This window comes from Burkholderia sp. AU45388 (assembly GCF_030481585.1).
GTDB classification, from domain to species: domain Bacteria; phylum Pseudomonadota; class Gammaproteobacteria; order Burkholderiales; family Burkholderiaceae; genus Burkholderia; species Burkholderia sola.
This window is the reverse complement of record NZ_JAUJPV010000004.1, coordinates 189,913-215,748: the sequence shown is the minus strand read 5'-3', so window position 1 is coordinate 215,748 and position 25,836 is coordinate 189,913. Positions and strand designations below refer to the sequence as shown.

Genomic DNA, 25,836 nt, shown 5'->3' with positions numbered 1-25,836 from the left:
CCCGCCTCAAACACTCAACTCAAACGCCCGTTTCAACCGCCCCGAACACCCGCGCCCACAGCGCCGTCACGGCCGCGCGCTCTTCGGCCACCACCGCCGGATCGACGCGCGCCTTCTCCATCCCGTCGAGCCGCAGCTTGTGCTGCAGCTTCCGGTACGTGCGATACGCGGCGCCGACGCGCTCGGCCTCGTCCTCGCCCATCAGCCCGAAACGCGCGACCTCGCGCAGCAGCGCGATATTGCCGGTATTGCGGATCAGCTCGGCGTCGCTCGACGCATGCAGCAGCACCCAGTACTGGACGATGAACTCGATGTCGACCATTCCGCCGCGATCGTGCTTCAGGTCGAACAGTTCGGTGTGGTTCGGATGGCCGGCGAACACCTTGCCGCGCATGTCGACGATCTCCTTCGCGAGTACCGCCCCGTCGCGCGGCGTCGTCAGCACCTGCTGGCGGATCGCCTCGAAATCCGCGCCGATCTGCGCGTCGCCCGCGCTGTAGCGCGCGCGCGTCAGCGCCTGGTGCTCCCACACCCACGCGGTGTTCGCCGCATCGCCCTCGCGCAGTTGATAGCGGCGGAACGCGTCGAGATCGGTGACGAGCAGCCCGGCCTCGCCGTTCGGCCGCAGACGCAGGTCGATGTCGAACAGCGCGCCCGCGCCGGTCGCGGTCGTGAGCCAGGTGATCAGGCGCCGCGTGAAGGTCGTGTAGACGTCCGCCGCGCGCTCGTCCGGGTCGTCGTACAGGAAGATCAGGTCGAGATCCGACGCATAGCCGAGCTCCTTGCCGCCCAGCTTGCCGTACGCGATCACCGCGAACTTCGGCACGTCGCGATGGCGCTTCGCGAGCTGCGACCACACGACTTCGATCGTCACGTCGAGCACCGCGTCGGCCAGCTCGGACAGCCGGTCGCTCACGTGCTCGACCGACAGTTGCCCGGCCAGGTCGATCAGCAGGATCCGGAACACCTCCGCGTGCTGCGCGTGGCGCAGCAGGTCCATCTGCTGCTCGGGGCCGTCGGCTGCCGCGAGCCGCGCGCGCAGCGCATCCTTGAACGCGGGCCAGTCGAACGGGCTCGCGATCGCCTCGTCGTCGAGCAGCTCGTCGAGCAGTTGCGGGTGGCGGATCAGGTAGCCGCCGCCCCAGCGCGTCGCGCCGAGCACCGACAGCACGCGGTCGAGCGCGGCCGGATATTCGGTCAGCAGCGCCAGATAGACGCCGCGCCGGCTGACCGTCTCCAGCAGGTCGAACAGGCGCACGATCGTGTCGTCGCGGCGCGCGGCGTCGATCTTCGGCGCGGCATCGAGCGCCCGCTGCGCGACGCTGTCGAAGCGCTGCCGGCTCTTTTCCGGCAGCCCGGTATAACGCGACGATTGCCAGACCGCGCGCAGCCGCGCGAGCACGGCGGCCGGATCGGCGAAGCCCAGGCCGTCGAGGCGCGCGACCAGCGCGTCGTCCTCGCCGTCGTCGGCCAGCGCGCCGCTCCAGATCCACGCGGCCGCCGTGTCGTCACCCGCCGTGCAAGGGCCGCCGCCCTTCACCTTGTCCGCGAAGATCTGGTCGAACTGCGCCTCGACGAAGTTCCGGTGTTCGTCCAGCACCGTCATCAGCGCCGCATAGTCGGCAAAACCGAGCGACGCGGCCAGCGCCGCGCGCTCGTCGGGCTCGACCGGCATCGCGTGCGTCTGCGCGTCGTTGCGGTACTGCAGCCGGTGCTCGAGCGTGCGCAGGAAATTGTAGGCGTCGGCGAGGCGCGCGCGCACGTCGTCGCCGATCAGCCCGCGGGCCTGCGCATGCCGCAGCACCGCGAGCGTCGGCCGCACGCGGAATCCCGCATCCTGGCCGCCGCGGATCAGCTGGAACACCTGCGCGCTGAACTCGATCTCGCGGATCCCGCCGCGCCCGAGCTTGATGTCGTCGGCCTTGTCCGGGCGCATCGACGCGCGCCGCGCGGCTTCGTGCCGGATCTGCTGATGCAGCGAACGGATCGCGCCGATCACGCCGAAATCGAGATAGCGCCGGTAGACGAACGGCTTGACGATCGATTCGAGCTGCGCCGCGAGCCGCTGCGCGGCGTCGCTGTCGCCTTCCGACACGAGCCGCCCCTTGATCCACGCATAGCGCTCCCACTCGCGCCCCTGCACGTAGAAATATTCCTCGAGCATGCCGATGCTGCAGACGAGCGGCCCCGAATCGCCGTTCGGGCGCAACCGCATGTCGACGCGAAACACGTAGCCGTCGGCCGTGACCTCGGACAGCACGCCGATCAGGCGCCGGCCGAGCCGCGTGAAGTATTCCTGCGTGGACAGCGGCGAACGCGCGCCGCCGGTGGTCTCGCCGTCGTCCTCGTACACGAAGATCAGGTCGATGTCCGACGACACGTTCAGCTCGCGGCCGCCGAGCTTGCCCATCCCGACCACGCCGAGCACGACGCGCTGACCGTCGGCGCCGCGCGGCTCGCCGTACTGCGCCTCGAGTTCGGCCGACAGCAGCGCGAGCGAGCGCTGCACGGCCACTTCGGCGAGATCGGTCATCGCGCCCGTGACCTCGGCGACGTCCGCGAGCCCGCGCAGGTCGCGCTCGGCGACCGCGCCGAACGCCTCGGCGCGCAACTGCCGCAACGCGCGCTTCAGTTGCTCGTCGCCCGGCGCGGCGGCGCCGGCCGGCGTCGCGAGCAGCGCGGTGAGACGCGCGTCGAGCTGCGCGCGGCCGAGCGGCGCGGCCGCCCACGCGGCGATCTGCTCGGCCAGCGCGGGCCGGGCGGCCGCCGCGCGGGCAAGGTAGCGGGAATAGGACGTGCTGATCAGGGCGGAAGCGTCGGTCATCGAGAAACGGGCCTGGCGAAAAGGCCGGCGGCGGCGGGCCGGCGCGTACGCGCCCCGCTGCCGCCGGCCCCATGGACTCGGCGCGGCCTCGCCGGACGCGCATGCGCCCGTCGCGACACCGCGCGCCGGAAAGCCCGTGCCGCGCTGCCCCCAACGGCCGCCGGCACGAACCCCTGTGATACATTTCAACGTCAATCTGCAAAACTACCATATCGCCGCCCGTCCGCCGCATGTCCGACCGTCAGGAATCCGCCGTAGCTGCGCCCGAAGCGGGACCTCCGAAGCACGATCATCCGGTCCTGCGTCGCGTGTTCAAGGTGACGCTGGCAGCCGGGATCGGCACCTACTTCGTCGCGGCCGGCGCCTTCCTCGGGCTGCGCTACGTGCTGCTGCCCCGCATCGACGAATTCCGCCCGCGCATCGAGCGCGCCGTGTCCGACAAGCTCCATGCGCAGCTTTCGATCGGCAAGCTTTCCCCGAACTGGTCCGGCATGCAGCCGGGCGTCGAACTCACGAACCTGACGATCCGCGGCCGTGACGGCAAGGTCGCGCTGTCGGTGCCGCACGCGACGGCCGCGCTGTCGTGGATGTCGCTGCTGCGGCTGTCGCCCGCGCTGTCGAGCCTGATCGTCGACCAGCCCGACCTCGTCGTCGCGCGGGCGGCCGACGGCTCGCTGAGCGTCGCGGGCGTCGGCGTCGCGACCACCCACGGCGGCAACGACACGTTCGGCACCTGGCTGCTCAAGCAGGAGGCGATCGTGCTGCGCGGCGGCACGCTGCGCTGGCGCGACGCGCAGCACGACGCACCGGAGCTCGTGCTGTCGGGCATCCGGCTCGCGGTGCTCAACGACGGCCGCGTGCACAAGGCCGCGCTGCAGGCGCCCGCGAACGGCACGCTGCTGCTCGGTCCGCTCGATTTCCGCGCGCGCTTCAAGCACAAGCCGCTCGCGCCGATCGGCAAGCCGGCGAACTGGACCGGCGACGCGTACCTGTCGACCGGCCCCGTCGACCTGCAGACGCTCACGCGCTATCTCGACGTGCCGCTCACGATCCACGCGGGCCGGATCGACAACGCGATCTGGGCGACCTTCGGCGACGGCCACCTGCGTTCGGCGGGCGGCGACCTGCAAGGCGCCGACGTCGTGCTGCGCGTGCGCCCGACCCAGCCGCGGCTCGACGTGCCGACCGTCGGCTTCGGCTGGGACATGGTGCTCGATGCGGGCCACGACTACACGCTGCACCTGACGCGCTTCAATGCGGAGCTCGGCCAGCCGCCGCTGCCGGACGGCACGCCGCTCGCCCGCTCGCTCGCGCTGTCGACGCTGACGGCGCGCTACCGCGTGCCGACCGCGAACCAGGGGCAATTGCTCAGCGTGGTCGGCGACCGCGTCGATCTCGGCATCCTCAGCGAATTCATCCGCGGGTTGCCGCTGCCGGCACGCCTGCGCAACGAGCTGATCAAGATCGACCCGCGCGGGATGGTGTCGAACTATCACATCGAGGTCGAGCGCGCGAAACCCGCGCGCGCCGATCTCGCCGACGAGGAGCGGCGCATGGGCGCCGCGCCGATCGTCCGCTACCGCTTCCTCGGCGATCTGCAAGGCATCAGCTTCGCCGCGCAGGAGCCGCCGCCCGGGCTCTCGCCGCGCGGCCACCCGCGCGCCGGCTGGCCGGGCGTCGAGAACCTGTGGGGCCGCGTCGATGCGAACGAGACCGGCGGCGCCGCGCATATCGACACGGTCCACGCAGCCGTCACCGTGCCCGGCGAATTCGACGAGCCGCGCCTGACGTTCGACCGGCTGCGCGGCAACGCCAAATGGACGATCACGCCCGCGCCCGGCGACAAGCACGCGCGCGTCGACGTGTCGCTGCCCGACCTGTTCGTGTCGAACCCCGATGCCGAAATCGCGGTGTCGGGCTCGTACACGAACCCCGGCCACGGCCGCGGCTCGCTCGACCTGCGCGCCGATTTCGCGCGCGCGTCGGTCGCGCGCATTCCGCGCTACCTGCCGACCGGGATGTCCGAGCACCTGCGCGACTATCTCGGCCATGCACTGCAGGACGGCAACGTGACCAAGGGCGCGTCGATCGTCGCGCGCGGCCCGCTCGAGAAATTCCCGTTCGAACACGAGCCGGACGCCGGCGTGTTCCACATCGTCGCGCCGTTCACCGGCGGCCGCTTCGAGCCGACGCCGTACCCGCCGCGCAAGCTCGCGAACGGCACGCCGAGCGTCTGGCCGGCGCTCGACGGAATCGACGGCGTGTTCGAGCTCGCGCAGAACAAGCTGCGTTTCGACATCCGGCGCGCGCACTACAAGCGCGTCGCGCTGACGAAGGTCGCGGGCCGCATCGACGATCTCGGCAATCCGTCGCACTCGCCGCTGATCATCGACGGCCATGCGCGGGGCCCGCTCGCCGACCTGATCGACTATGCGGACCACAGCTCGCTCGGCACGATGAGCCACCACGTCGGCCAGCGGATCGACGCGCAGGGCACCGCGTCGCTCGCGCTCAAGATCACGATTCCGCAACACGTCCCCCATCCGCACACGCACGTCGAAGGCGCGCTCGCGTTCGGCGGCAACACGCTGTCGACCCGCGGCGTGCCGCCGCTGTCGGCCCTGCGCGGCAGCGTCCGCTTCACCGAGGCCGGTGCATCGCTGCACGACCTGTCGGGGCGCTTCCTCGGCGGCCCGGTGCGCGCGAACGGCACCTTCCGGTCGCACGGCCCGTACGCGGTGGACGTCGACGGTCGGCTCGCGCTCGACGCCGCGCGCGGCCTGAACCTGCACGGCGCGGCCGCCGCGCTGCTCGAACACGTGGTCGGCGACGCGCCGTACAAAGTCGCGGTGCGCGGCGCGCCGGGCCGGCTGCCCGACGTCAGCGCGCAATCCGACCTGACGGGCGTGGCGCTGAACTTCCCGGCGCCGTTCGCGAAACCGGCCGGCACGCCGATGCCGTTCCGCTTCACGCTGCAGCCGGCGCCGCAGGCGGACGGCAAACGTCTCGAACACGCCGACCTGACGCTCGGCCCGGTGACCGCGACCTACCTGCTCGACGCGACGCGCGGCCAGCCGCTGCGCGCGGTACGCGGCGCGATGGGCATTCACCGGATGCCCGACATGCCGCAGGAGGGTGTGAGCGCGGCCGTCGACGTCGCCGAGCTGGACGCCGACGCGTGGCTCGCCCTCGCCCACACGCTGAAGCCCGCCACGCCGCGCGCGCCGGAACCGCAGGCCGCGCCGCGCGTCGATTTCGCGAGCTTCGCGCCGAAGCGCTTCGCGTTCCATTTCGACACGCTGAAGCTGCTCAAGCGCAACTGGGAAAACGCGATCGTCGGCGCGTCGCACGTCGACGACCTCTGGCAGGCGAACATCGCGTCGAACCAGGTGTCGGGCTACCTGTCGTGGGCGCCGGGCGGCGGCCACAACGGCGCGGGCGTGCTCAACGCGCGGCTCGCGAAGCTCGTGATTCCGGATAGCGCGCAGCACGATCTCGTCGGCCGCGCGATGAACCTGCCGACGCCGACCGACCGCCCGATGCCGTCGATCGACCTGATCGTCGACCAGGTCGTCGCGCGCAATCACGACATCGGCCGGCTCGTCGTCAACGCGCGCAACATCGACGAAGACGGCACGCCCGTGTGGCAGCTCGACAAGCTGGAACTGTCGAACCCGGCCGCGACGCTCACGGCCACCGGCAACTGGCGCACGTCGCGCCGCGCGCTTGCCCGCGGTGCCGACGAAACCGATGCGCCGCGCCGCACCGTGTTCGACTTCAAGCTCGACATCGACAACGCGGGCGCGCTGCTCGACCGCGTCGGCCTGCCGCGCACGCTCGCGGACGGTCACGGCTCGGTCACGGGCAAGGTCGGCTGGCGCGGCGGCCCGACCGCGCTCGACTTTCCGTCGCTCGGCGGCCAGGTCGCGGTGGACCTCGAGCACGGGAAGATCCTGAAGGTCGATCCGGGCGCGGCCAAGCTGCTTGGCGTGCTGAGCCTACAGAGCCTCGCGCGCTTCCTGACGCTGAACTTCCGCGACGTGGTCGGCAAGGGGCTGCCGTTCGACAAGATCACCGGTACCGGCCGGATTTCGAACGGCATCGCGCGCACCGACGACTTCTCGATGATGACGGGCCCCGCGAACGTCACCGTGCGCGGCGCGGTCGATCTCGGCACCGAGACGCAGGACCTGCATGCCCACGTCGCGCCGAAGATCAGCGCGGGCGCGGCCGCGATCGGGGCCGCCGTCGTCAATCCGCTGCTCGGCATCGGCGTGCTGGCCGCGAACTACGCGCTGTCCGAGACGCTGTCGCACGCATTCGCGCTCGACTACGCGATCACCGGCTCGTGGGCGCACCCGCACATCGAGCGGGTGCGGAGCGATCAGGGTAAGATGAATCACGGTCCGGCCGATGCATCGAGCCATTGAGCGCGCATCGAGCCGCCAGGCGCCGGGCCGCACCCCATTTATGACGCAAGCGATTCCGCGATGACCGATCACGCCCGTTCCGCCACGCCCTTCCAGGTCGCCGCGCTGCAGATGGTGAGCGCGCCGGACGTCACCCGCAATCTCGCCGAAGCACGCCGCCTGATCGCGGAAGCCGCCGGCGAAGGTGCGCAGCTCGTGCTGCTGCCAGAATATTTCTGCTTCATGGGCCACCGCGACACCGACAAGCTCGCGCTCGCCGAACCGTACCGGGACGGCCCGATCCAGCAATTCCTCGCCGACGCCGCGCGCCGCCACGGCATCTGGGTGATCGGCGGCACGCTGCCGCTGAAGGCGCCGGAACCCGACCGCGTGCTGAACACGACGCTCGCGTTCGATCCGTCCGGCAACGAGGCCGCGCGCTACGACAAGATCCACCTGTTCAACTTCGAGAAAGGCGACGAATCGTTCGACGAGGCGCGCACGATCCGCGCGGGCGACACGGTCGTCGCGTTCGACGCCCCGTTCGGGCGGGTCGGCCTGTCGGTCTGTTACGATCTCCGCTTTCCGGAGCTGTATCGCCGCATGGGCGACTGCGCGCTGATGGTCGTGCCGTCGGCGTTTACGTATACGACGGGCCGCGCGCACTGGGAAACGCTGCTGCGCGCGCGGGCCGTCGAGAACCAGTGCTACGTGCTCGCGGCCGCGCAGGGCGGCAAGCACGAGAACGGCCGGCGCACGTGGGGCCACAGCATGCTGATCGACCCGTGGGGCGAGATCGTCGCGGTGCGCGACGAGGGCGCGAGCGTCGTGCTCGGCACGCTCGATCCGCAACGCATCGCCGACGTACGCCAGAGCCTGCCCGCGTGGCGGCACCGCGTGCTGAGCTGAATCCGCCGCACCGCTTGAAACGCCGCGCGGCCCACCCATCTGCCCGGCAGCACCCGACAACTTTTTGAGAATCCCGATATCCGCATGAACATCATCGAACCCGGCATCCGCAACCTCGCGCTGGCGAAGGACATCCTGCTCACGCCGTACGGCCTCGACGAAAGCCTGCTCACGCGCACGATCGCCGACATCTTTACGCATCGCGTCGACTACGCGGACCTGTACTTCCAGGCGACCCGCAGTGAAGCGTGGAGCCTCGAGGAAGGCATCGTCAAATCGGGCAGCTTCAGCATCGACCAGGGCGTCGGCGTGCGCGCGATCGCGGGCGACCGCACTGCGTTCGCGTACTCGGACGACCTGTCGCCGGAAGCGATCGCACAGGCCGCTGCCGCCACCAAGGCGATCGCGGCGGCCGGCGGCGGCCGCCAGAAGATCAAGGCCGCCTCGTCGCTGACGGGCATCTCGGGGCGCGACCTGTACCTGCCGTCCGACCCGCTCGCGTCGCTCGACGCGACGGCCAAGGTCAAGCTGCTCGAGCGCATCGAGCAGATGGCGCGCGGCCGCGACCCGCGCGTCACGCAGGTGATGGCGGGCCTCGCCGGCGAATACGACGTCGTGCTCGTCGCGCGCAGCGACGGCGCGCTCGCCGCCGACATCCGCCCGCTCGTGCGCGTGTCGGTCACGGTGATCGCCGAACAGAACGGCCGCCGCGAGATCGGCTCCGGCGGCGGCGGCGGCCGCTTCGACTACGGCTACTTCACCGACGAAGTGCTGTCGCGCTACGTCGACGACGCCGTGCATGCGGCGCTCGTGAACCTCGACGCGCGGCCGGCGCCGGCCGGCGCGATGACGGTCGTGCTCGGGCCGGGCTGGCCGGGCGTGCTGCTGCACGAGGCGATCGGCCACGGGCTCGAGGGCGACTTCAACCGCAAGGGCTCGTCCGCGTTCGCGGGCCGGATCGGCGAGCAGGTCGCCGCGAAGGGCGTGACGGTGGTCGACGACGGCACGCTGCCGAACCGCCGCGGCTCGCTGAACATCGACGACGAAGGCAATCCGACGCAGTGCACGACGCTGATCGAGGACGGCATCCTGAAGGGCTACATCCAGGACACGCTGAACGCGCGCCTGATGAAGATGCCGGTCACCGGCAACGCGCGGCGCGAGTCGTATGCGGCGCTGCCGATGCCGCGCATGACGAACACGTACATGCTGAACGGCGACAAGGATCCGCAGGAAATCATCGCGTCGGTGAAGAACGGCCTGTACGCGGTGAACTTCGGCGGCGGCCAGGTCGACATCACGAACGGCAAGTTCGTGTTCTCGGCGTCCGAGGCGTACATGATCGAGAACGGCAAGGTCACCTACCCGGTGAAGGGCGCGACGCTGATCGGCAGCGGCCCGGAATCGCTGAAATACGTGAGCATGATCGGCAACGACATGTCGCTCGACACGGGCGTCGGCGTATGCGGCAAGGAAGGCCAGAGCGTGCCGGTCGGCGTCGGCCAGCCGACCCTGCGAATCGACAAGATGACGGTCGGCGGTACGGCATAACCGCATCACGACGCAGACAATCCGCGCATTTTGAATAAAACGCGCGGATTATCCGCATTTTCGAGCCCCCCCGGTTGCCAGCCGCGCGGGGACCGGGTATAAATTCCGAATCAACTTTTTTGACGAGCCGAATTTCCGTCATGTCCGCCAAGTTTTACTTTTACTTTTTTTGGTATCTCAGACCGCTGGCGGATCGAGAGGGTTGATGGCGCGTAAAGCGCAACCGAAATTCCCGAAAAAACCGCCGGCGAACCCGGCGGTTTTTTTTCGCCCTTCGCCAGCCGGTCGCCGCCGCAGTGGGTCCCGCGGCCCCGACCGGAACCACTGAATTGCCCGAATTGATGAATCTGCCGCACGCGCATTGACCGAACGGCGCCCCGAAAAATTAGGAGAAACAGCATGCCCCCGCACAACACCGACGACGTCCGCATTCGCGAACTCAAGGAACTGACGCCGCCCGCCCACCTGATCCGCGAATTCGCGTGCTCCGAAGCCGCGTCCGAGCTGATCTATCACTCGCGCCAGTCGATGCATCGCATCCTGCACGGGATGGACGATCGGCTGATCGTCGTGATCGGGCCGTGTTCGATCCACGATACGAAGGCGGCGATCGAATACGCGGGCCGGCTCGTGAAGGAACGCGAGCGCTTCAAGGGCGAGCTGGAAATCGTGATGCGCGTGTACTTCGAGAAGCCGCGCACGACGGTCGGCTGGAAGGGGCTCATCAACGATCCGCACCTCGACAACAGCTTCAAGATCAACGAAGGGCTGCGCACCGCGCGCGAGCTGCTGCTGCAGATCAACGAAATGGGGCTGCCGGCCGCGACCGAATACCTCGACATGATCAGCCCGCAGTACATCGCCGACCTGATCTCGTGGGGCGCGATCGGCGCGCGCACGACCGAGTCGCAGGTGCACCGCGAGCTCGCGTCGGGGCTGTCGTGCCCGGTCGGCTTCAAGAACGGCACCGACGGCAACGTGAAGATCGCGGTCGACGCGATCAAGGCCGCGTCGCAGCCGCACCATTTCCTGTCGGTGACGAAGGGCGGCCATTCGGCGATCGTGTCGACGGCCGGCAACGAGGACTGCCACGTGATCCTGCGCGGCGGCAAGGCGCCGAACTACGACGCGGACAGCGTGAACGCCGCGTGCGCGGACATCGGCAAGGCCGGCCTCGCCGCGCGCCTGATGATCGACGCGAGCCACGCGAACAGCTCGAAGAAGCACGAGAATCAAATTCCCGTGTGCGCGGACATCGGCCGCCAGATCGCGGCCGGCGACGAGCGCATCGTCGGCGTGATGATCGAGTCGCACCTCGTCGAGGGCCGCCAGGACCTGAAGGAAGGCTGCGCGCTGACCTACGGCCAGAGCATCACCGATGCGTGCATCGCGTGGGACGACAGCGTGAAGGTGCTCGAAGGGCTCGCGGAATCGGTGAAGGCGCGACGCGTCGCGCGCGGCAGCGGGAACTGAAGGACGTTACTGGCTGACCGTATGGCCCCGCCTGCCGGCGAATTGGCCATGCGGCCAGCCTGCGGTCGGCGTGTCGCTCCGCTAGACCAGCTAACATCAGCTGGCTGACCAGAGGATCGGCCATGTCGACCGTCAACATGCACGATGCCAAGTCGCGGCTTTCCAGCCTCGTGGAAGCGCTTGAATCGGGGCGCGAGGCCGAAGTCGTGATCGCCCGCAATGGTCATCCGGTGGCCCGGATCGCTCCTTACGTCGCGCCGAAGCGGATCGGCGCAGCCCGTCAGTTGCTTGCCGGATTGAACATTCCAGCAAGCGTCGAGGCATTCAATGCCGGCGATGAATCGATCGCCGCCGACTTCGATGCCAGCTCGGACCAGGGCTTGCACCGTGAAGCTGCTGCTCGATACGCACATCGCGCTGTGGGTGGGCTGAAGGCGCGCCGCAGCTTTCGGCAACCGCGACCGCATTGATCGAACATCCCCAAAACACGCCGTACGTCAGCGCCGCGTCGATTTGGGAAATCGAGATCAAATACCGCCAAGGTATCTGCCCGTCCATCCGAGAGATGCGCGTCCGGCATTCGGCTTGCAGGTTTTGCGGAGTTGCCGATCAGCAGCGATCACGCAGAGGCAGTCGCCGCGTTGCCGGATTCCCGGACCACGCCGATCCGTTCGACCGCATGATGGTCGCGCAGGCACTCCATGAAGGGATGCCGCTCGTCAGTGCCGATCCGAAGGTGTGGCGCTACCACGCAACGCTGATGTTGCGCGCCTGCAGTCGCCCCCCACGGCGCCGCAACGACAAAGCCCGGCGCGAGCCGGGCTTTGTCGTTGCGTCATTGCATTGACCGAAATCGGCCGTCCTCCGTCCTCACTCGAGCGCACCCGACCCGAAGATCTCCGTGTTCACCCGTTCCGGCGCGACGCCGAGCGCGACGAGCGCGTCGCGCTGCGCCTTCATGAACGCGATCGGCCCACAGATGTAGTAATCGGCGTCCGGCACCAGCGCGTACTGCTGCACACGCTCCGGCGTAAGACGCCCTTCGAGATCGTGATCGATGCCGGCCCGATCGTTCGGGCCGACCACTTCGTACAGCACCGTGCGCTTCACGTTCGCATGCTCGCGCGCCGTGTCGTTCAGCCAGTCGCGGAACGCGTGCACCGCACCCGAACGGCATGCATGGATGAACCGCACGTCGCGCTGGCTGCCGGCGGCGATCAGCGTCGACGCCATCGACATCATCGGCGTGATGCCGACTCCGCCCGAAATCAGCACGACCGGCGTATCCACGTCGCGCTTCAGCGAGAAGTCGCCCATTGGCGCGGTCACCTCGACGATCGCGCCCGCTTCGACGCCATCGTGCAGCAGCGTCGACACCTTGCCGGCCGGGATCGCTTCCGGCTTGCCGGCCTCGCGCTTCACCGAGATGCGCAGCCATTTGCCGTGCGGCGCGTCGGACAGGCTGTACTGGCGCGGCTGGTTGACGCCGAGATCGCCGACGAAGCGCTTCACCGTGACGAACTGGCCCGGCTCGAACGTCGGCGCGTCGCCGCCGTCGGCCGGCGTCAGGTAGAACGACGTGATCTCGTCGCTTTCACGCACCTTGCGCGCAACCTTGAACGGGCGGAAGCCGCTCCATGCGGCGTTCGCGTACAGGTCGGCCTCCGCGCCGATCAGGATCCGCGCGAGCTGGCCGTAGGCCACGCGCCACGCTTCCAGCGTGTCGGCATCGACCGCGTCGCCGAGCACCTCGACGATCGACGCGAGCAGGTTCTCGCCGACGATCGGGTAATGCTCGGGACGGATGTTCAGGCTCGCGTGCTTGTGCGAGATGCGCGACACCGCGCCGCCCAGCACGCCGAGGTTGTCGATGTTGGCCGCATACGCATAGACGGCTTTCGCGAGCGTCTCGGGCTGGCTGCCGGTCTTCTGGTGCGTCTGGTTGAACAGGTTCTTCAGTTCCGGATGACGCGCGAACATGCGCTGATAGAAATGCTTCGTGATCGTCGCGCCGTGCTCGGCAAGGACGGGGGCGGTGGCCTTCACACGGGCCATCTGGTCAGCGGTGAGGTGGGTCATGTTCGTTCTCCGTTAAACATGCACGTACGATACATGTTTAACGGAGAACGCCCCCCGGGCAAATTGTCGCAGTGCGCAAAACCGCGACGGCGCGCTAGCGGACGCGCCCGCGCTCCCACAGCACGTCGGCGCCGCCGCCGGCGCGGTTCAGCACGCGCGCCAGCACGAACAGCAGGTCGGACAGCCGGTTCACGTACCGCCGCGGCGCATCGTTGAGCGCGTCGTCGCGCCCGAGCGCGACGATCGAGCGCTCCGCGCGGCGGCACACGGTTCGGCAGACGTGCGCGAGCGACGCCGCGCGCGAGCCGGCCGGCAGGATGAATTCCTTCAGCGGCGGCAGCGTCGCGTTGTAGTGGGCGAGCCACTGGTCGACGCGCGCGAGGTGCGTGTCGTCGATCACCGTATGGCCAGGAATGCACAGCTCGCCGCCGAGATCGAACAGGTCGTGCTGGATCGTGACGAGCGCGGTGCGCACGTCGTCGGGCAACGGCTCGGCCAGCAGCACGCCGAGATTCGAGTTCAGTTCGTCGACGTCGCCGATCGCGGCGATCCGCGCGTCGTCCTTGCCGATGCGCCGTCCGTCGCCGAGCCCGGTGGTGCCGTCGTCGCCCGTGCGCGTCGCGATCTTGCTCAAGCGGTTGCCCATGCGAATGTCCTCTCGTGCGCGGCCGCGACGCGGCCCGGTTGGCTGGAACGCGATTATCGCAGCCCGCGGCGGGAGGCGCAGCAGGCGTTACAGCGTAGAATGGGCCGACAGTACGACAAGCAGTCAGGAGACATTCGTGAACCACCCCGCCCCGCCGGCCGCCACGCGCCGCCCGCTGCCCCCCGCCATGCTCGATGCGCTGCGCGCCGCTTTCGGCGAGCGCGTGTCGACCGCCGACGCGGTTCGCGCCCATCACGGCCGCGACGAATCCCCGTTCGACCCGCAACTGCCCGACGCCGTCGTCTTCGCGCGCAGCACCGACGACGTGCGCGAAGTCGTGTCGCTGTGCTCGCTCTACAGCGTGCCGCTGATCCCGTACGGCGCCGGTTCGTCGCTCGAAGGCCACCTGCTCGCGGTGCGCGGCGGCGTGTCGCTCGACCTGTCTGAAATGAACCGCGTGCTGTCGATCAACGCCGAAGACCTGACCGTGACGGTCGAGCCGGGCATCACGCGCAAGGCGCTCAACGAAGCGCTGCGCGACACCGGCCTGTTCTTCCCGATCGATCCGGGCGCCGACGCCAGCATCGGCGGGATGACCGCGACGCGCGCATCCGGCACCAACGCGGTGCGCTACGGCACGATGCGCGAGAACGTGCTCGGCCTGACCGCGGTGCTCGCCGACGGCCGCGTGGTGAAAACCGGTTCGCGCGCGCGCAAGTCGTCGGCCGGCTACGATCTCACGCGGCTGTTCGTCGGGTCCGAAGGCACGCTCGGCGTTATCACCGAGATCACGCTGCGCCTGCACCCGCTGCCGGAAGCCGTGTCGGCAGCGATCTGCACGTTCCCGACGATGGCCGACGCGGTCCGCACGGTGATCGAGACGATTCAGATCGGTGTGCCGATCGCGCGCGTCGAGTTCGTCGACGCGCTCGCGGTGCGCTCGATCAACCGTCACTCGAACCTGACGCTGGCGGAAGCGCCGACGCTGTTCTTCGAATTCCATGGCACCGACGCCGGCGTGAAGGAACAGGCCGAACTCGTGCAGGCGCTCGCCGGCCAGAACGCCGGCCAGGGCTTCGAATGGGCGACGCGCCCCGAGGATCGCACGCGGCTCTGGTCCGCGCGCCACAACGCGTACTTCGCGATGCTGCAGTTGAAGCCCGGCTGCCGCGCGGTGACGACCGACGTGTGCGTGCCGATCTCGCAGCTCGCCGCATGCGTCGAGGAAACCGAGGTCGACCTGCGCGCGTCGTCGCTGCCCTGCCCGATCGTCGGCCACGTCGGCGACGGCAATTTCCACGTCGCGATCCTGATCGATCCCGACAAGCCCGAGGAGCTCGCCGAAGCCGAACGCATCAACGACCGGATCGTCGAGCGCGCGCTGCGCCTGGGCGGCACCTGCACGGGCGAGCACGGCGTCGGGCTGCACAAGATGCGCTTCCTGCCGAAGGAGCACGGCGACAACGCGATCGACACGATGCGCGCGATCAAGCTCGCGCTCGATCCGCGCAACCTGATGAATCCGGGCAAGATTTTCACGTGCTGACCCGGCGGCGCGAGCTCGCGCCCCCGTTGGAGACCTCATGAACGCTCCCGTCGAACTGTCGAGCGCCGCCCGCGCGCAGCGCCAGCGCGAAGTCGTGCAGGCGCTGATGGCCGTGCTGCCGACGCACTGCCTGCTGTACCGCGACGAGGACACGGCGCCGTACGAATGCGACGGCCTGTCCGCCTACCGGCGGCTGCCGCTCGCGGTCGCGTTGCCCGAGACGGAGTCGCAGGTGCAGCGGATCGTGCAGATCTGCCGCCGCATGGACGTGCCGATCGTGCCGCGCGGCGCCGGCACGAGCCTGTCCGGCGGCGCGCTGCCGATCGCGCTCGGCGTCGTGCTGTCGCTCGCGCGCTTCACGCGCATCGTCGAAGTCGACCCGTACGCGCGCACCGCGACCGTGCAGCCCGGCGTGCGCAACCTCGCGATCTCGGAGGCGGCCGCGCCGTACGGCCTGTATTACGCACCCGATCCGTCGTCGCAGATCGCATGCACGATCGGCGGCAACGTCGCGGAAAATTCCGGCGGCGTCCACTGCCTGAAATACGGGCTGACCGTGCACAACGTGATGCGCGTGCGCGCGGTGACGATCGACGGCGAGGTCGTCGAATTCGGCTCGCTCGCGCTCGACATGCCGGGCCTCGACCTGCTCGCGGTGATGATCGGCAGCGAAGGGATGTTCGCGATCGTCACCGAGGTCACGGTGCGGCTGATCCCGAAGCCGCAGACCGCGCAGCTCGTGATGGCGAGCTTCGACGACGTCGTCAAGGGCGGCGAGGCGGTGGCGGCGATCATCGCGTCGGGCATCATCCCGGCCGGGCTCGAGATGATGGACAAGCCGGCCACGCAAGCCGTCGAGGCGTTCACGCACGCGGGCTACGACCTCGACGCGAAGGCGATCCTGCTGTGCGAATCGGACGGCACGCCGGAAGAGGTGGCCGAGGAAATCGTGCGGATGACGGCCGTGCTGCGCGAACACGGCGCGACGCGCATCCAGGTGTCGCGCAACGAACAGGAGCGGCTGCGCTACTGGTCGGGCCGCAAGAACGCGTTCCCGGCCGCCGGCCGCATTTCCGCCGACTATTACTGCATGGACGGCACCGTGCCGCGCCGCGCGATCGGCCCGCTGCTCGCGCGCATCGAGCAGCTCGAAACGCGCTACGGGCTGCGCTGCATCAACGTGTTCCATGCGGGCGACGGCAACATGCATCCGCTGATCCTGTACAACGCGAACGATCCGGACGAGCTGCACCGCGCCGAGCAGTTCGGCGCGGAAATCCTCGAATGCTGCGTGGAATTCGGCGGCAGCGTGACGGGCGAGCACGGTGTCGGCATCGAAAAACTCAATTCGATGTGCGTGCAGTTCTCGCCGCAGGAGCGCGATGCGTTCTTCGCGGTCAAGCGCGCATTCGATCCGGCCGGGCTGCTGAACCCGGACAAGGGCATCCCGACCCGCGCGCGCTGCGCCGAATACGGTCGCCAGCACGTGCGCGGCGGGCTGCTGCCGCACCCCGACCTGCCGCGTTTCTGAGCGGCGCGCGGGTCGCGGCCCGCCACCGGCGGCCGCGGCGCGGGGCTCTGCCGGGCCGCACGGCGCGGCCCCGCACCGGCGCCGGCATGCCACACGCGAGACGGGGCTTAGGGATAGTCGCGATGTGGAATCGCGCCACCCCGGTACAATCGACCGAACAACAAGTCGAGGCAGCAACGGAACATGGAAGAGGACGACATCGTCGCCGGATGGGCCGAGCGCGTGCGCGCGGCCAGTGCCGACGGCCGGCCGCTGCGGATTCGCGGCGGCGGCACCAAGGACTGGTACGGCCAGGCGCTCGAGGGCGAAATACTCGACACGCGCGCGTTTCAGGGCATCGTGTCGTACGACCCGGCCGAACTCGTCGTCACGGTCCGCGCGGGCACGCCGCTCGCGCAGCTTGAAACCGTCCTCGCCGAGTGCGGCCAGATGCTGCCGTTCGAGCCGCCGCATTTCGGCCGCGCGGCCACCGTCGGCGGCTGCGTCGCGGCCGGCCTCGCGGGCCCGCGCCGCGCCACCTGCGGCGCACCGCGCGATTTCGTGCTCGGCGTCACGCTGATGAACGGCCGCGGCGAAATGCTGCGCTTCGGCGGGCAGGTCGTGAAGAACGTCGCCGGCTACGACGTGTCGCGGCTGATGGCCGGCGCGCTCGGCACGCTCGGGCTGATGCTCGACCTGTCGATCAAGGTGCTGCCGATGCCCGTCGCCGAGGTCACGCTGAAGTTCGAGATGACCGCGACCGACGCGGTGCGCAAGCTCAACGAATGGGGCGGCCATCCGCTGCCGGTCAGCGCGAGCGCGTGGCGCAACGGCACGCTGGTGCTGCGCCTGTCGGGCGCGGAAGCCGCCGTGAAATCCGCGAAAACGCTGCTCGGCGGCGAAGTCGTCGACGCGGTCGAGGCCGAGCGCTTCTGGGCCGGCCTGCGCGAGCACACCGACCCGTTCTTCAACGGCATCCCGCCCGGCTACGCGCTGTGGCGCCTGTCGCTGCCGTCGATCACCGAACCGATGCACCTGCCCGGCACCCAGTTGATGGAATGGGGCGGCGCGCAGCGCTGGTGGATCACCGACGCCGACGCGCAAACCGTGCGCATGAGCGCGAAGCAGGCCGGCGGCCATGCGACGCTGTTCCGCGCGGGCGACACCTACGACCGCAGCGCGGGCGTGTTCACGCCGCTGCCCGCGCCGATGATGAAGATCCACCGCGGGCTGAAAAGCGCGTTCGATCCCGCGCGCATCTTCAATCGCGGCCGGCTTTACCCTGATCTCTGAGGGCTGGATGCAAACGAATCTCGCCGATTTCATCCGCAACACGCCCGACGGCGACGAGGCCGACGCGATCCTGCGCAAGTGCGTGCACTGCGGGTTCTGCACCGCGACCTGCCCGACCTATCAACTGCTCGGCGACGAACTCGACGGCCCGCGCGGCCGCATCTACCTGATCAAGCAGATGGTCGAAGGCGCGGCCGTCACGCGCAGCACGCAACAGCACCTCGACCGCTGCCTCACGTGCCGCAGCTGCGAGACCACCTGCCCGTCCGGCGTCCAGTACGGCCGGCTCGTCGAGATCGGCCGCAAGCACGTCGAGGCGCGGGTGGAGCGCCCCGCGCAGCAGCGGCTGATGCGCCGCGTACTCGCGAGCGTCGTGCCGAACGCCGCGCTGTTCTCGCCGGTGATGCGCCTCGGCCAGCACGTGCGGCCGCTGCTGCCGAAGCGGCTGCGCGACAAGGTGCCGCCGCGCACGCGGCTGCTCGAATGGCCGCACCGCACGCATACGCGCAAGATGCTGATGCTCGGCGGCTGCGTGCAGCCGTCGATGCTGCCGAACATCAACATCGCGACCGCGCGCGTGCTCGACGCGCTCGGCATCGAGACGGTCGTCGCGCCCGACGCGGGCTGCTGCGGCGCGATCCGCCTGCACCTGAACTATCACGACGAAGCGCTCGACGACGCGCGCCGCAACATCGACGCGTGGTGGCCCCACGTCGAACAGGGCGCCGAGGCGATCGTGATGAACGCGTCGGGCTGCGGCGCGACGGTGCTCGAATACGCGCACCTGCTGCGCGACGATCCGGCCTACGCGGAGAAGGCGCAGCGCATCGTGTCGCTGACGCGCGACGTCTCCGACGTGCTGCTCGCGTTCGAGGCCGAACTCGCGACGATCGCGCGGCGCCGCGCGATCCATACGGTCGCGTACCACCCGCCGTGCACGCTGCAGCACGGCCAGCAGTCGCGCGGCAAGGTCGAGCGCCTGCTGGAGACGCTCGGCATCGACGTGCGGCTGCCGGCCGACAGCCACCTGTGCTGCGGCTCGGCCGGCACCTACTCGCTGACGCAGCCGTCGCTGTCGTACCGGTTGCGCAAGCAGAAGCTGCTGAAGCTGCAGGCGCTCGAACCGCAGATGATCGTGTCCGGCAACATCGGCTGCATCGCGCACCTGCAAAGCGGCACGCAGGTGCCGGTCGCCCACTGGATTCAGCTCGTCGAGCATTTGCTGTACGGCTAGACCCCGCCGTCCCTGCGCGCAACGGGCGGACGGGCGCACGCGCGGCGTCCGTATAATGAGCGGACCGATGCGCGGCGTGTCGCGGCGCATCGGCTTCATGTCCGCTTCCGTGCCTTCCGTGCCTGCTTTCGTGCCCGTCATGTCCGATCTCGCCGCCCGCCTCGACTCCGTTCACCGCCGCATCGCCGACGCCGCCCGCGCGGCCGGCCGCGATCCCGCCACCGTCTCGCTGCTCGCCGTGTCGAAGACGTTCCCGGCCGACGACGTGCGCGCCGCGCATGCGGCCGGGCAGCGCGCGTTCGGCGAAAACTACGTGCAGGAATCGATCGACAAGATCGACGCGCTCGCCGACCTGCGCGCGAGCCTCGAATGGCATTTCATCGGGCCGCTGCAATCGAACAAGACGCGCGCCGTCGCCGAGCGCTTCGACTGGGTCCATTCGGTCGACCGGCTGAAGATCGCGCAGCGCCTGTCGGAACAGCGCCCCGCGCACCTGCCGCCGCTCAACGTGTGCGTGCAGGTGAACATCAGCGGCGAGGCGTCGAAAAGCGGCGTCGCGCCGGCCGACGTGGCGGAAGTCGCGCGTGCGGTCGCCGCGCTGCCGTCGCTGCGGCTGCGCGGCCTGATGGCGATTCCCGAACCGGCCGGCGATACCGACGCGCAACGCGCGCCGCATCGCGCGCTGCGCGCGTTGTTCGACGCGTTGCGCGCCGAGGGCCTGCCGCTCGACACGCTGTCGATGGGCATGTCCGCCGATCTCGAAGCCGCGGTGCTCGAAGGCGCGACGATCGTGCGCGTCGGCACCGCGATCTTCGGCGCACGCGATTACGCGCACTGAACGCCGCGCCCTTTTCCGCCTTTCCGTTCACTCACTCGCTCATTCCCGACATCATGAAAATCGCATTCATCGGCGGCGGCAACATGGCCGCGGCCCTGATCGGCGGCCTGATCAAGCGCGGCGTCGCCGCGGACGGCCTGTACGCCATCGACGTCAACGAAGACGTCCGCGCGCGCGCCGCGCAGCAGTTCGGCATCCGTACCGGCGCGGCCATCGACGCGACGCTCGCCGACTACGACGCGATCGTGCTCGCGGTGAAGCCGCAGGTGCTGCACGACGTCGCGCAGGCGCTCGCGCCGCACCTGAAGTCGCAGCTCGTGATCAGCATCGCGGCCGGCATCCGCGGCACGGATCTCGCCCGCTGGCTCGGCGGCTACGCGCGCGTCGTGCGCACGATGCCGAACTCGCCCGCGCTGGTCGGCATGGGCGTGACGGGCCTGGCCGCGCTGCCGGGCGTCGACGCGGCCGGCCGCGAACTCGCGTCGAACGTGCTCGGCGCGGTCGGCGAGATCGTGTGGTTCGACGACGAATCGCAGCTCGACGCGGTCACCGCGATTTCGGGCAGCGGCCCCGCGTACGTGTTCTATTTCATCGAGGCGCTGCAGGAAGCCGCGCGCCGTCTCGGCATGAACGACGAGCAGGGCCACGCGCTCGCGGTCGCGACGTTCACGGGCGCCGCGCAACTCGCCGCGCAATCGGGCGAACCGGCGAGCGTGCTGCGCGAACGCGTGACGTCGAAGGGCGGCACGACGGCCGCCGCGCTTGCGGCGTTCGACGCGCAGGGCGTGAAGGAAGCGATCGTGCGCGGCGCGCTCGCGGCCGAAGCGCGGGCGAAGGAAATGGGCGACGAGCTCGGCCGCGCGTAAGCGTGACAGCGACGCCGGTTTGTCCGGCGCCGGGCGCAAAAAAGCGACCCTCGGGTCGCTTTTTCGTGGGCGCCGCGCGAAAAGACGCGCGCAGCGTCGTTCAGTTGCCAGCCAGCAGGTAATGCGCGGCAATCCCCGCGAACAGCGCGCCGCCGAGCCAGTTGTTGTGGCGGAACGCCGCGAAGCACGGCATCCGTTCGCGATCCTTGATCAGCGTGTAGTGATACAGCGCGCAACCGGCCGCCGCCGCCCAGCCCACCCAGTACGCGAGGCCGAAGCCGAGCGTCACGCCGATCCACACGTAGATGCCGAGCGTCGCCGCGTAGCACGCCATCACGGCCGCGACGTCGAAACGGCCGAACGTCAGCGCGGACGTGCGAATGCCGATCTTGATGTCGTCGTCGCGATCGACCATCGCATATTCGGTGTCGTACGCGACCGACCAGAAGATGTTCGCGACCAGCATCACCCACGCCAGCGCCGGCACCGTGTCCTGTACGGCCGCGAACGCCATCGGGATGCCGAAGCCGAACGCGATGCCGAGATACGCCTGCGGAATCGCGAAGAAGCGCTTCATGAACGGATAAGAGCCGGCGACGAACAGCGCGACGACCGACAATTCCTTCGTCAGCGTATTGAGCGGCAGGATCAGCAGGAACGCGATGAACGACAGCCCGACCGCGATCGCGACGGCTTCCCATGCGCGGATCTTGCCCGACGTCAGCGGCCGGTCGGCCGTGCGCTTCACGTGGCGGTCGAAATCGCGATCGGCGTAATCGTTCATCGCGCAACCGGCCGAGCGCATCAGCAGCGTGCCGAGCGTGAAGATCACGAGCAGCGGCCAGCGCGGGTGGCCGTCCGACGCGATCCACAACGCGTTGAGCGTCGGCCACAGCAGCAGCAGGCTGCCGATCGGCTTGTCCATCCGGACGAGCCGCAGATACAGGGGAAAGCGGGCAAGCATGGCGAAGCACCGGGAAGAGAATCCCGGCATTTTAGAGCCGACCGGTGTTCCGCGTCATGTCGGCGCGACCCGCGGCCGGCGTCCGCAACGAGCGGGCGGGCCGCCGCGGCACGCCGCGCGCGGCCGCGCCCCACCGCACGTCAATCCGGGGCCAGAGTCGGCCCAGCCCCGGAGCGGGCCAGCCCGCCGTCCCCGGCCGCGCCCGGGCTTACGCGAGCAGCGACCGCAGCATCCATGCGGTCTTTTCATGCGTCTGCAGGCGCTGCGTGAGCAGGTCGGCGGTCGGCTCGTCGCTCGCCGCGTCGGCGATCGGGAAGATTTCGCGCGCGGTGCGAACGACCGTCTCGTGCCCTTCGACGAGCTGGCGAATCATGTCCTCGGCGGCCGGCACGCCCTTCGCTTCCGGCACCGACGACAGTTTCGCGAATTCGGCGAACGTGCCGGGCGCGACGACACCCAGCGTCCGAATGCGCTCGGCAATGGAATCGACCGCGAGCCACAGTTCGTTGTACTGCTCCTCGAACATCAGGTGCAGCGTGTTGAACATCGGCCCGGTCACGTTCCAGTGGAAATTGTGGGTCTTCAGGTACAGCGAAAACGTATCGGCAAGCAGGCGCGACAGGCCATCCGCGATGTTCTTGCGGTCCTTGTCGCTGATACCGATGTTGATCTGCGTGGCGTTGCCTTTCTTGGCCATCTTCGGGACTCCTCATTCGACATGTTGAACCGGCGAAAATGCGTCGAGCAATCCGCATGCCGTGTCGTGCGGCACGCGTTCGCGACTCGCCATTCTAGCGTCGCGAAGCGATCGTCGCAGCGTTCAGCCGCCGGCGGCCGACACTATCGGCGCCAGCGCGTGCAGCGCCTGCGAGACCAGCTCCGCCGCCCCGCCGACGACGATCGCGAAGCCGGCCGCGTAGCGCGCCAGCTCCGCCGGCGAGCGCAGAATGGGCGACGCGGCCGCGCGCACGTTGAGCATCATTTGCGTCATGGTCGTCACTCCTTTGACAAGACATCGTTCAGAGAAGAAACGGCCGGTCGCCGGACCGGCCGTTTCACGTTGCTGCATTTACTGCATTACTGCGTTACTGCGTTACCGCATCGGCACGCGGCCGGGTTCATGCGAGGTCGAAGCGGTCGAGGTTCATCACCTTGTTCCAGGCCGCCACGAAATCGCGCGCGAACTTCTCCTTCGCATCCGCGCTGCCGTACACCTCGGCCAGCGCACGCAACTGCGAGTGCGAGCCGAAGATCAGGTCGACACGCGTGCCCGTCCACTTGACGGCGCCCGTCGCGCGGTCACGCCCTTCGAACACGTCGTTCGCGGCCGACACGGGCTTCCATTCGGTGCCCATGTCGAGCAGGTTCACGAAGAAGTCGTTCGTCAGCGTTTCCGGACGATCGGTGAACACGCCATGCTTCGCATCGCCGACATTCGCACCGAGCACGCGCAGGCCGCCGACGAGCACCGTCATCTCCGGCGCGTTCAGCGTCAGCAGCTGCGCCTTGTCGACCAGCAGCGCCTCGGCCGGCGTCGTGTACGCGTGCTTCAGATAGTTGCGGAACCCGTCCGCCACCGGCTCGAGCACGGCCATCGCGTCGACGTCGGTTTCTTCCTGCGACGCATCCGTGCGGCCCGGTGCGAACGGCACCGTGATCGCGATACCCGCGTGCTTCGCCGCCTGCTCGACGCCGGCCGCGCCGGCCAGCACGATCAGGTCGGCCAGCGACACCTTCTTGCCGCCCGTCTGCGCATCGTTGAACGCCTTCCGCACGCCTTCGAGCGTTTCGAGCACCGCCGCGAGCGCCGCCGGCTGGTTCACTTCCCAGTCCTTCTGCGGCGCGAGGCGGATGCGCGCACCGTTCGCGCCGCCGCGCTTGTCCGAGCCGCGGAACGTCGCCGCCGACGCCCATGCGGTCGACACGAGCTGCGACACCGACAGGCCCGTGGCCAGCACCTTCGCCTTCAGCGCGGCGATGTCAGCGTCGTCGATCAGCGGGTGATCGACGGCCGGGACCGGGTCCTGCCACAGCAGGTGTTCCGCCGGCACTTCCGGGCCGAGATAGCGGGAACGCGGGCCCATGTCGCGGTGCGTGAGCTTGAACCACGCGCGAGCGAACGCGTCGGCGAATTCGGCCGGGTTCTCGTAGAAGCGGCGCGAGATCTTTTCGTAGGCCGGGTCGAAACGCAGCGACAGATCGGTCGTCAGCATCGTCGGACGGTGCTTCTTCGACGCGTCGTACGCATCGGGAATCACTTCGCCGGCATCCTTCGCCACCCACTGGTGCGCGCCGGCCGGGCTCTTCGTGAGCTCCCACTCGTAGCTGAACAGGTGCTTGAAGAAGTCGTTGCTCCACTGCGTCGGCGTCGACGTCCACGTGACTTCGAGGCCGCTCGTGATCGTGTCCTTGCCCTTGCCCGTGCCGAACGTGCTCTTCCAGCCGAGGCCCTGCTGCTCGATGCCCGCGGCTTCCGGCTCGGGGCCGACGTTCGACGCCGGGCCGGCGCCGTGCGTCTTGCCGAACGTGTGGCCGCCCGCGATCAGCGCGACCGTTTCCTCGTCGTTCATCGCCATCCGCGCGAACGTCTCGCGGATGTCGTGCGCAGCGGCGACCGGGTCGGGATTGCCGTCCGGGCCTTCCGGGTTCACGTAGATCAGGCCCATCTGCACCGCGGCGAGCGGGTTTTCGAGCTCGCGCTTGCCCGTGTAGCGGCTGTTCGGGCCGCCGCTCAGTTCCAGCCAGATCTTTTCCGAGCCCCAGTAGACGTCGTCCGGTTCCCACGTGTCGGCGCGGCCGCCCGCATAGCCGAACGTCTTGAAGCCCATCGATTCGAGCGCGACGTTGCCGGTCAGGATCAGCAGGTCGGCCCACGAGATGTTGCGGCCGTACTTCTGCTTGATCGGCCACAGCAGGCGGCGCGCCTTGTCGAGGCTCACGTTGTCCGGCCAGCTGTTGAGCGGCGCGAAGCGCTGCTGCCCGCCGCCCGCGCCGCCGCGGCCGTCGGCCGTGCGGTACGTGCCGGCGCTATGCCATGCCATGCGCACGAACAGGCCGCCGTAGTGGCCGAAGTCGGCCGGCCACCAGTCCTGCGACGTCGTCATCAGCGCGTGCAGGTCCTGCTTCACCGCGGCGAGATCGAGCTTCTTGAATGCTTCCGCGTAGTCGAAATCCGGGTCCATCGGATCGGACAGCGCCGAATGCCGATGCAGGACGTTGAGGTTCAGCTGATTCGGCCACCAGTCCTTGTTCGTCGTGCCGCTGCCTGCGGTGTGGTTGAACGGGCACTTCGTTTCGTTCGACATGCTTTTTCTCCTTGTCTTGCTCGTAGGCCCCCACGTGCCGGGCGCGGTTCGTGGAGCATTGCGGGGGATGAAACGGAACAGGCGGTTCCTCCTGTCGTACTACGGGATGTCGTGCGCGGCCTTCGGCACGCGCTCCCGTTGCCACGCGCCGCAGGCGAGGCGCTCAAGGACGCGGCCGGCTTGTCGGGTATCGGACATGCAATGCGCCCTCGTCGCTCGACGGCGGGTGAATCGGGGGAACACAGGACCGGCGTGCGGCGACACTCATCCGCCATACACACGATCCGCCAGGTATGCGAACGCAATCGGACGCAGGCTGCGAACCGCCGCCCTGGCGCGATGTACGACCGTGTCGCGCGACGGGGTGTTCCGCTGCGCGCGCTGCAATA

18 protein-coding genes and 1 pseudogene are annotated in these 25,836 nt (G+C 69.2%); 12 read left to right on the top strand and 7 right to left on the bottom strand.

The features are described 5' to 3' along the window. Positions 1-19: 19 nt before the first annotated feature. Positions 20-2,824: a bifunctional [glutamate--ammonia ligase]-adenylyl-L-tyrosine phosphorylase/[glutamate--ammonia-ligase] adenylyltransferase gene (gene glnE, locus QZM72_RS10660; protein ID WP_089466728.1), complete on the bottom strand. Its 2,805-nt coding sequence runs from the start codon at positions 2,822-2,824 to the stop codon at positions 20-22. A 230-nt stretch (positions 2,825-3,054) separates the two neighbouring features. On the opposite strand from glnE, the gene QZM72_RS10655 reads away from it, so the two are divergent. From QZM72_RS10655 to QZM72_RS10630, 6 genes and pseudogenes are all read left to right on the top strand, one after another. Beyond that, the gene (locus tag QZM72_RS10655) at positions 3,055-7,254 is read left to right on the top strand and encodes a YhdP family protein (protein WP_089466727.1); all 4,200 of its coding nucleotides are present in this window, start codon (positions 3,055-3,057) and stop codon (positions 7,252-7,254) included. A gap of 60 nt (positions 7,255-7,314) precedes the next feature. After that, entirely contained in the window at positions 7,315-8,142 is an 828-nt protein-coding gene (locus QZM72_RS10650; RefSeq protein ID WP_089466726.1) for a carbon-nitrogen hydrolase family protein, read from the top strand. Positions 8,143-8,226: 84 nt separating this feature from the next. Next, positions 8,227-9,693 carry a metalloprotease TldD gene (gene tldD, locus QZM72_RS10645; protein ID WP_089466725.1) on the top strand — a complete coding sequence of 489 codons (1,467 nt, stop codon included), beginning with the start codon at positions 8,227-8,229 and terminating at the stop codon, positions 9,691-9,693. A gap of 399 nt (positions 9,694-10,092) precedes the next feature. Then, positions 10,093-11,166 carry a 3-deoxy-7-phosphoheptulonate synthase AroG gene (aroG, locus tag QZM72_RS10640; protein WP_006476851.1) on the top strand — a complete coding sequence of 358 codons (1,074 nt, stop codon included), beginning with the start codon at positions 10,093-10,095 and terminating at the stop codon, positions 11,164-11,166. Positions 11,167-11,288: 122 nt separating this feature from the next. Then, a pseudogene (locus QZM72_RS10635) lies at positions 11,289-11,549 on the top strand (type II toxin-antitoxin system Phd/YefM family antitoxin); the annotation flags it as partial. 83 nt (positions 11,550-11,632) lie between these two features. Beyond that, entirely contained in the window at positions 11,633-12,013 is a 381-nt protein-coding gene (locus QZM72_RS10630; protein ID WP_367620029.1) for a type II toxin-antitoxin system VapC family toxin, read from the top strand. Between the two features lie 23 nt (positions 12,014-12,036). Here the strand turns inward: QZM72_RS10630 and hmpA are convergent, their stop codons facing one another. Both hmpA and QZM72_RS10620 read right to left on the bottom strand, forming a co-directional pair. Continuing rightward, complete coding sequence (gene hmpA / locus QZM72_RS10625) at positions 12,037-13,245, bottom strand: NO-inducible flavohemoprotein (RefSeq protein WP_301738036.1); 1,209 nt, start codon at positions 13,243-13,245, stop codon at positions 12,037-12,039. Positions 13,246-13,339: 94 nt separating this feature from the next. Continuing rightward, on the bottom strand, positions 13,340-13,891 hold the full coding sequence (locus QZM72_RS10620) for a cob(I)yrinic acid a,c-diamide adenosyltransferase (protein ID WP_089466723.1): 552 nt from the start codon (positions 13,889-13,891) through the stop codon (positions 13,340-13,342). Positions 13,892-14,027: 136 nt separating this feature from the next. Here QZM72_RS10620 and QZM72_RS10615 point away from each other — a divergent pair, with 136 nt between their 5' ends. From QZM72_RS10615 to proC, 6 genes are all read left to right on the top strand, one after another. Further along, positions 14,028-15,437 (top strand): FAD-binding oxidoreductase, encoded by a 1,410-nt coding sequence (locus QZM72_RS10615; protein ID WP_301738035.1) that lies wholly within the window; start codon positions 14,028-14,030, stop codon positions 15,435-15,437. 37 nt (positions 15,438-15,474) lie between these two features. Continuing rightward, positions 15,475-16,968, top strand: a complete 1,494-nt coding sequence (locus tag QZM72_RS10610; RefSeq protein WP_301738034.1) for an FAD-linked oxidase C-terminal domain-containing protein — start codon at positions 15,475-15,477, stop codon at positions 16,966-16,968. 183 nt (positions 16,969-17,151) lie between these two features. Continuing rightward, entirely contained in the window at positions 17,152-18,240 is a 1,089-nt protein-coding gene (gene glcE, locus QZM72_RS10605) for a glycolate oxidase subunit GlcE (protein ID WP_089466721.1), read from the top strand. A 7-nt stretch (positions 18,241-18,247) separates the two neighbouring features. Beyond that, entirely contained in the window at positions 18,248-19,474 is a 1,227-nt protein-coding gene (gene glcF, locus QZM72_RS10600; protein ID WP_301738033.1) for a glycolate oxidase subunit GlcF, read from the top strand. A gap of 139 nt (positions 19,475-19,613) precedes the next feature. Beyond that, positions 19,614-20,312, top strand: coding sequence for a YggS family pyridoxal phosphate-dependent enzyme (locus QZM72_RS10595; protein ID WP_301738110.1), 699 nt, complete (start codon positions 19,614-19,616; stop codon positions 20,310-20,312). A gap of 53 nt (positions 20,313-20,365) precedes the next feature. Further along, positions 20,366-21,178, top strand: a complete 813-nt coding sequence (gene proC / locus QZM72_RS10590) for a pyrroline-5-carboxylate reductase (RefSeq protein WP_301738032.1) — start codon at positions 20,366-20,368, stop codon at positions 21,176-21,178. Between the two features lie 100 nt (positions 21,179-21,278). On the opposite strand, the gene ubiA is transcribed toward proC, so the two are convergent. The 4 genes from ubiA to katG form a co-directional block, all read right to left on the bottom strand. After that, positions 21,279-22,142, bottom strand: coding sequence for a 4-hydroxybenzoate octaprenyltransferase (gene ubiA / locus QZM72_RS10585; RefSeq protein ID WP_301738031.1), 864 nt, complete (start codon positions 22,140-22,142; stop codon positions 21,279-21,281). A gap of 208 nt (positions 22,143-22,350) precedes the next feature. Further along, positions 22,351-22,839, bottom strand: coding sequence for a non-specific DNA-binding protein DpsA (gene dpsA, locus QZM72_RS10580; protein ID WP_089466716.1), 489 nt, complete (start codon positions 22,837-22,839; stop codon positions 22,351-22,353). A gap of 123 nt (positions 22,840-22,962) precedes the next feature. Next, entirely contained in the window at positions 22,963-23,133 is a 171-nt protein-coding gene (locus tag QZM72_RS10575) for a hypothetical protein (RefSeq protein WP_301738030.1), read from the bottom strand. A 127-nt stretch (positions 23,134-23,260) separates the two neighbouring features. Continuing rightward, positions 23,261-25,447 carry a catalase/peroxidase HPI gene (katG, locus tag QZM72_RS10570; RefSeq protein WP_301738029.1) on the bottom strand — a complete coding sequence of 729 codons (2,187 nt, stop codon included), beginning with the start codon at positions 25,445-25,447 and terminating at the stop codon, positions 23,261-23,263. Positions 25,448-25,836: the final 389 nt, after the last annotated feature.

What these genes read in the sequence shown, in the direction of transcription:
- QZM72_RS10610 (WP_301738034.1), top strand. Translation starts at nt 15,475, where the DNA reads ATGAACGCTCCCGTCGAACTGTCGAGCGCCGCCCGCGCGCAGCGCCAG.
- hmpA (WP_301738036.1), bottom strand. Translation starts at nt 13,245, where the DNA reads ATGACCCACCTCACCGCTGACCAGATGGCCCGTGTGAAGGCCACCGCC.
- QZM72_RS10650 (WP_089466726.1), top strand. Translation starts at nt 7,315, where the DNA reads ATGACCGATCACGCCCGTTCCGCCACGCCCTTCCAGGTCGCCGCGCTG.
- proC (WP_301738032.1), top strand. Translation starts at nt 20,366, where the DNA reads ATGAAAATCGCATTCATCGGCGGCGGCAACATGGCCGCGGCCCTGATC.
- QZM72_RS10575 (WP_301738030.1), bottom strand. Translation starts at nt 23,133, where the DNA reads ATGACGCAAATGATGCTCAACGTGCGCGCGGCCGCGTCGCCCATTCTG.
- glcF (WP_301738033.1), top strand. Translation starts at nt 18,248, where the DNA reads ATGCAAACGAATCTCGCCGATTTCATCCGCAACACGCCCGACGGCGAC.
- aroG (WP_006476851.1), top strand. Translation starts at nt 10,093, where the DNA reads ATGCCCCCGCACAACACCGACGACGTCCGCATTCGCGAACTCAAGGAA.
- katG (WP_301738029.1), bottom strand. Translation starts at nt 25,447, where the DNA reads ATGTCGAACGAAACGAAGTGCCCGTTCAACCACACCGCAGGCAGCGGC.
- glnE (WP_089466728.1), bottom strand. Translation starts at nt 2,824, where the DNA reads ATGACCGACGCTTCCGCCCTGATCAGCACGTCCTATTCCCGCTACCTT.
- tldD (WP_089466725.1), top strand. Translation starts at nt 8,227, where the DNA reads ATGAACATCATCGAACCCGGCATCCGCAACCTCGCGCTGGCGAAGGAC.
- glcE (WP_089466721.1), top strand. Translation starts at nt 17,152, where the DNA reads ATGGAAGAGGACGACATCGTCGCCGGATGGGCCGAGCGCGTGCGCGCG.
- QZM72_RS10620 (WP_089466723.1), bottom strand. Translation starts at nt 13,891, where the DNA reads ATGGGCAACCGCTTGAGCAAGATCGCGACGCGCACGGGCGACGACGGC.
- dpsA (WP_089466716.1), bottom strand. Translation starts at nt 22,839, where the DNA reads ATGGCCAAGAAAGGCAACGCCACGCAGATCAACATCGGTATCAGCGAC.
- QZM72_RS10655 (WP_089466727.1), top strand. Translation starts at nt 3,055, where the DNA reads ATGTCCGACCGTCAGGAATCCGCCGTAGCTGCGCCCGAAGCGGGACCT.
- ubiA (WP_301738031.1), bottom strand. Translation starts at nt 22,142, where the DNA reads ATGCTTGCCCGCTTTCCCCTGTATCTGCGGCTCGTCCGGATGGACAAG.
- QZM72_RS10595 (WP_301738110.1), top strand. Translation starts at nt 19,614, where the DNA reads ATGTCCGATCTCGCCGCCCGCCTCGACTCCGTTCACCGCCGCATCGCC.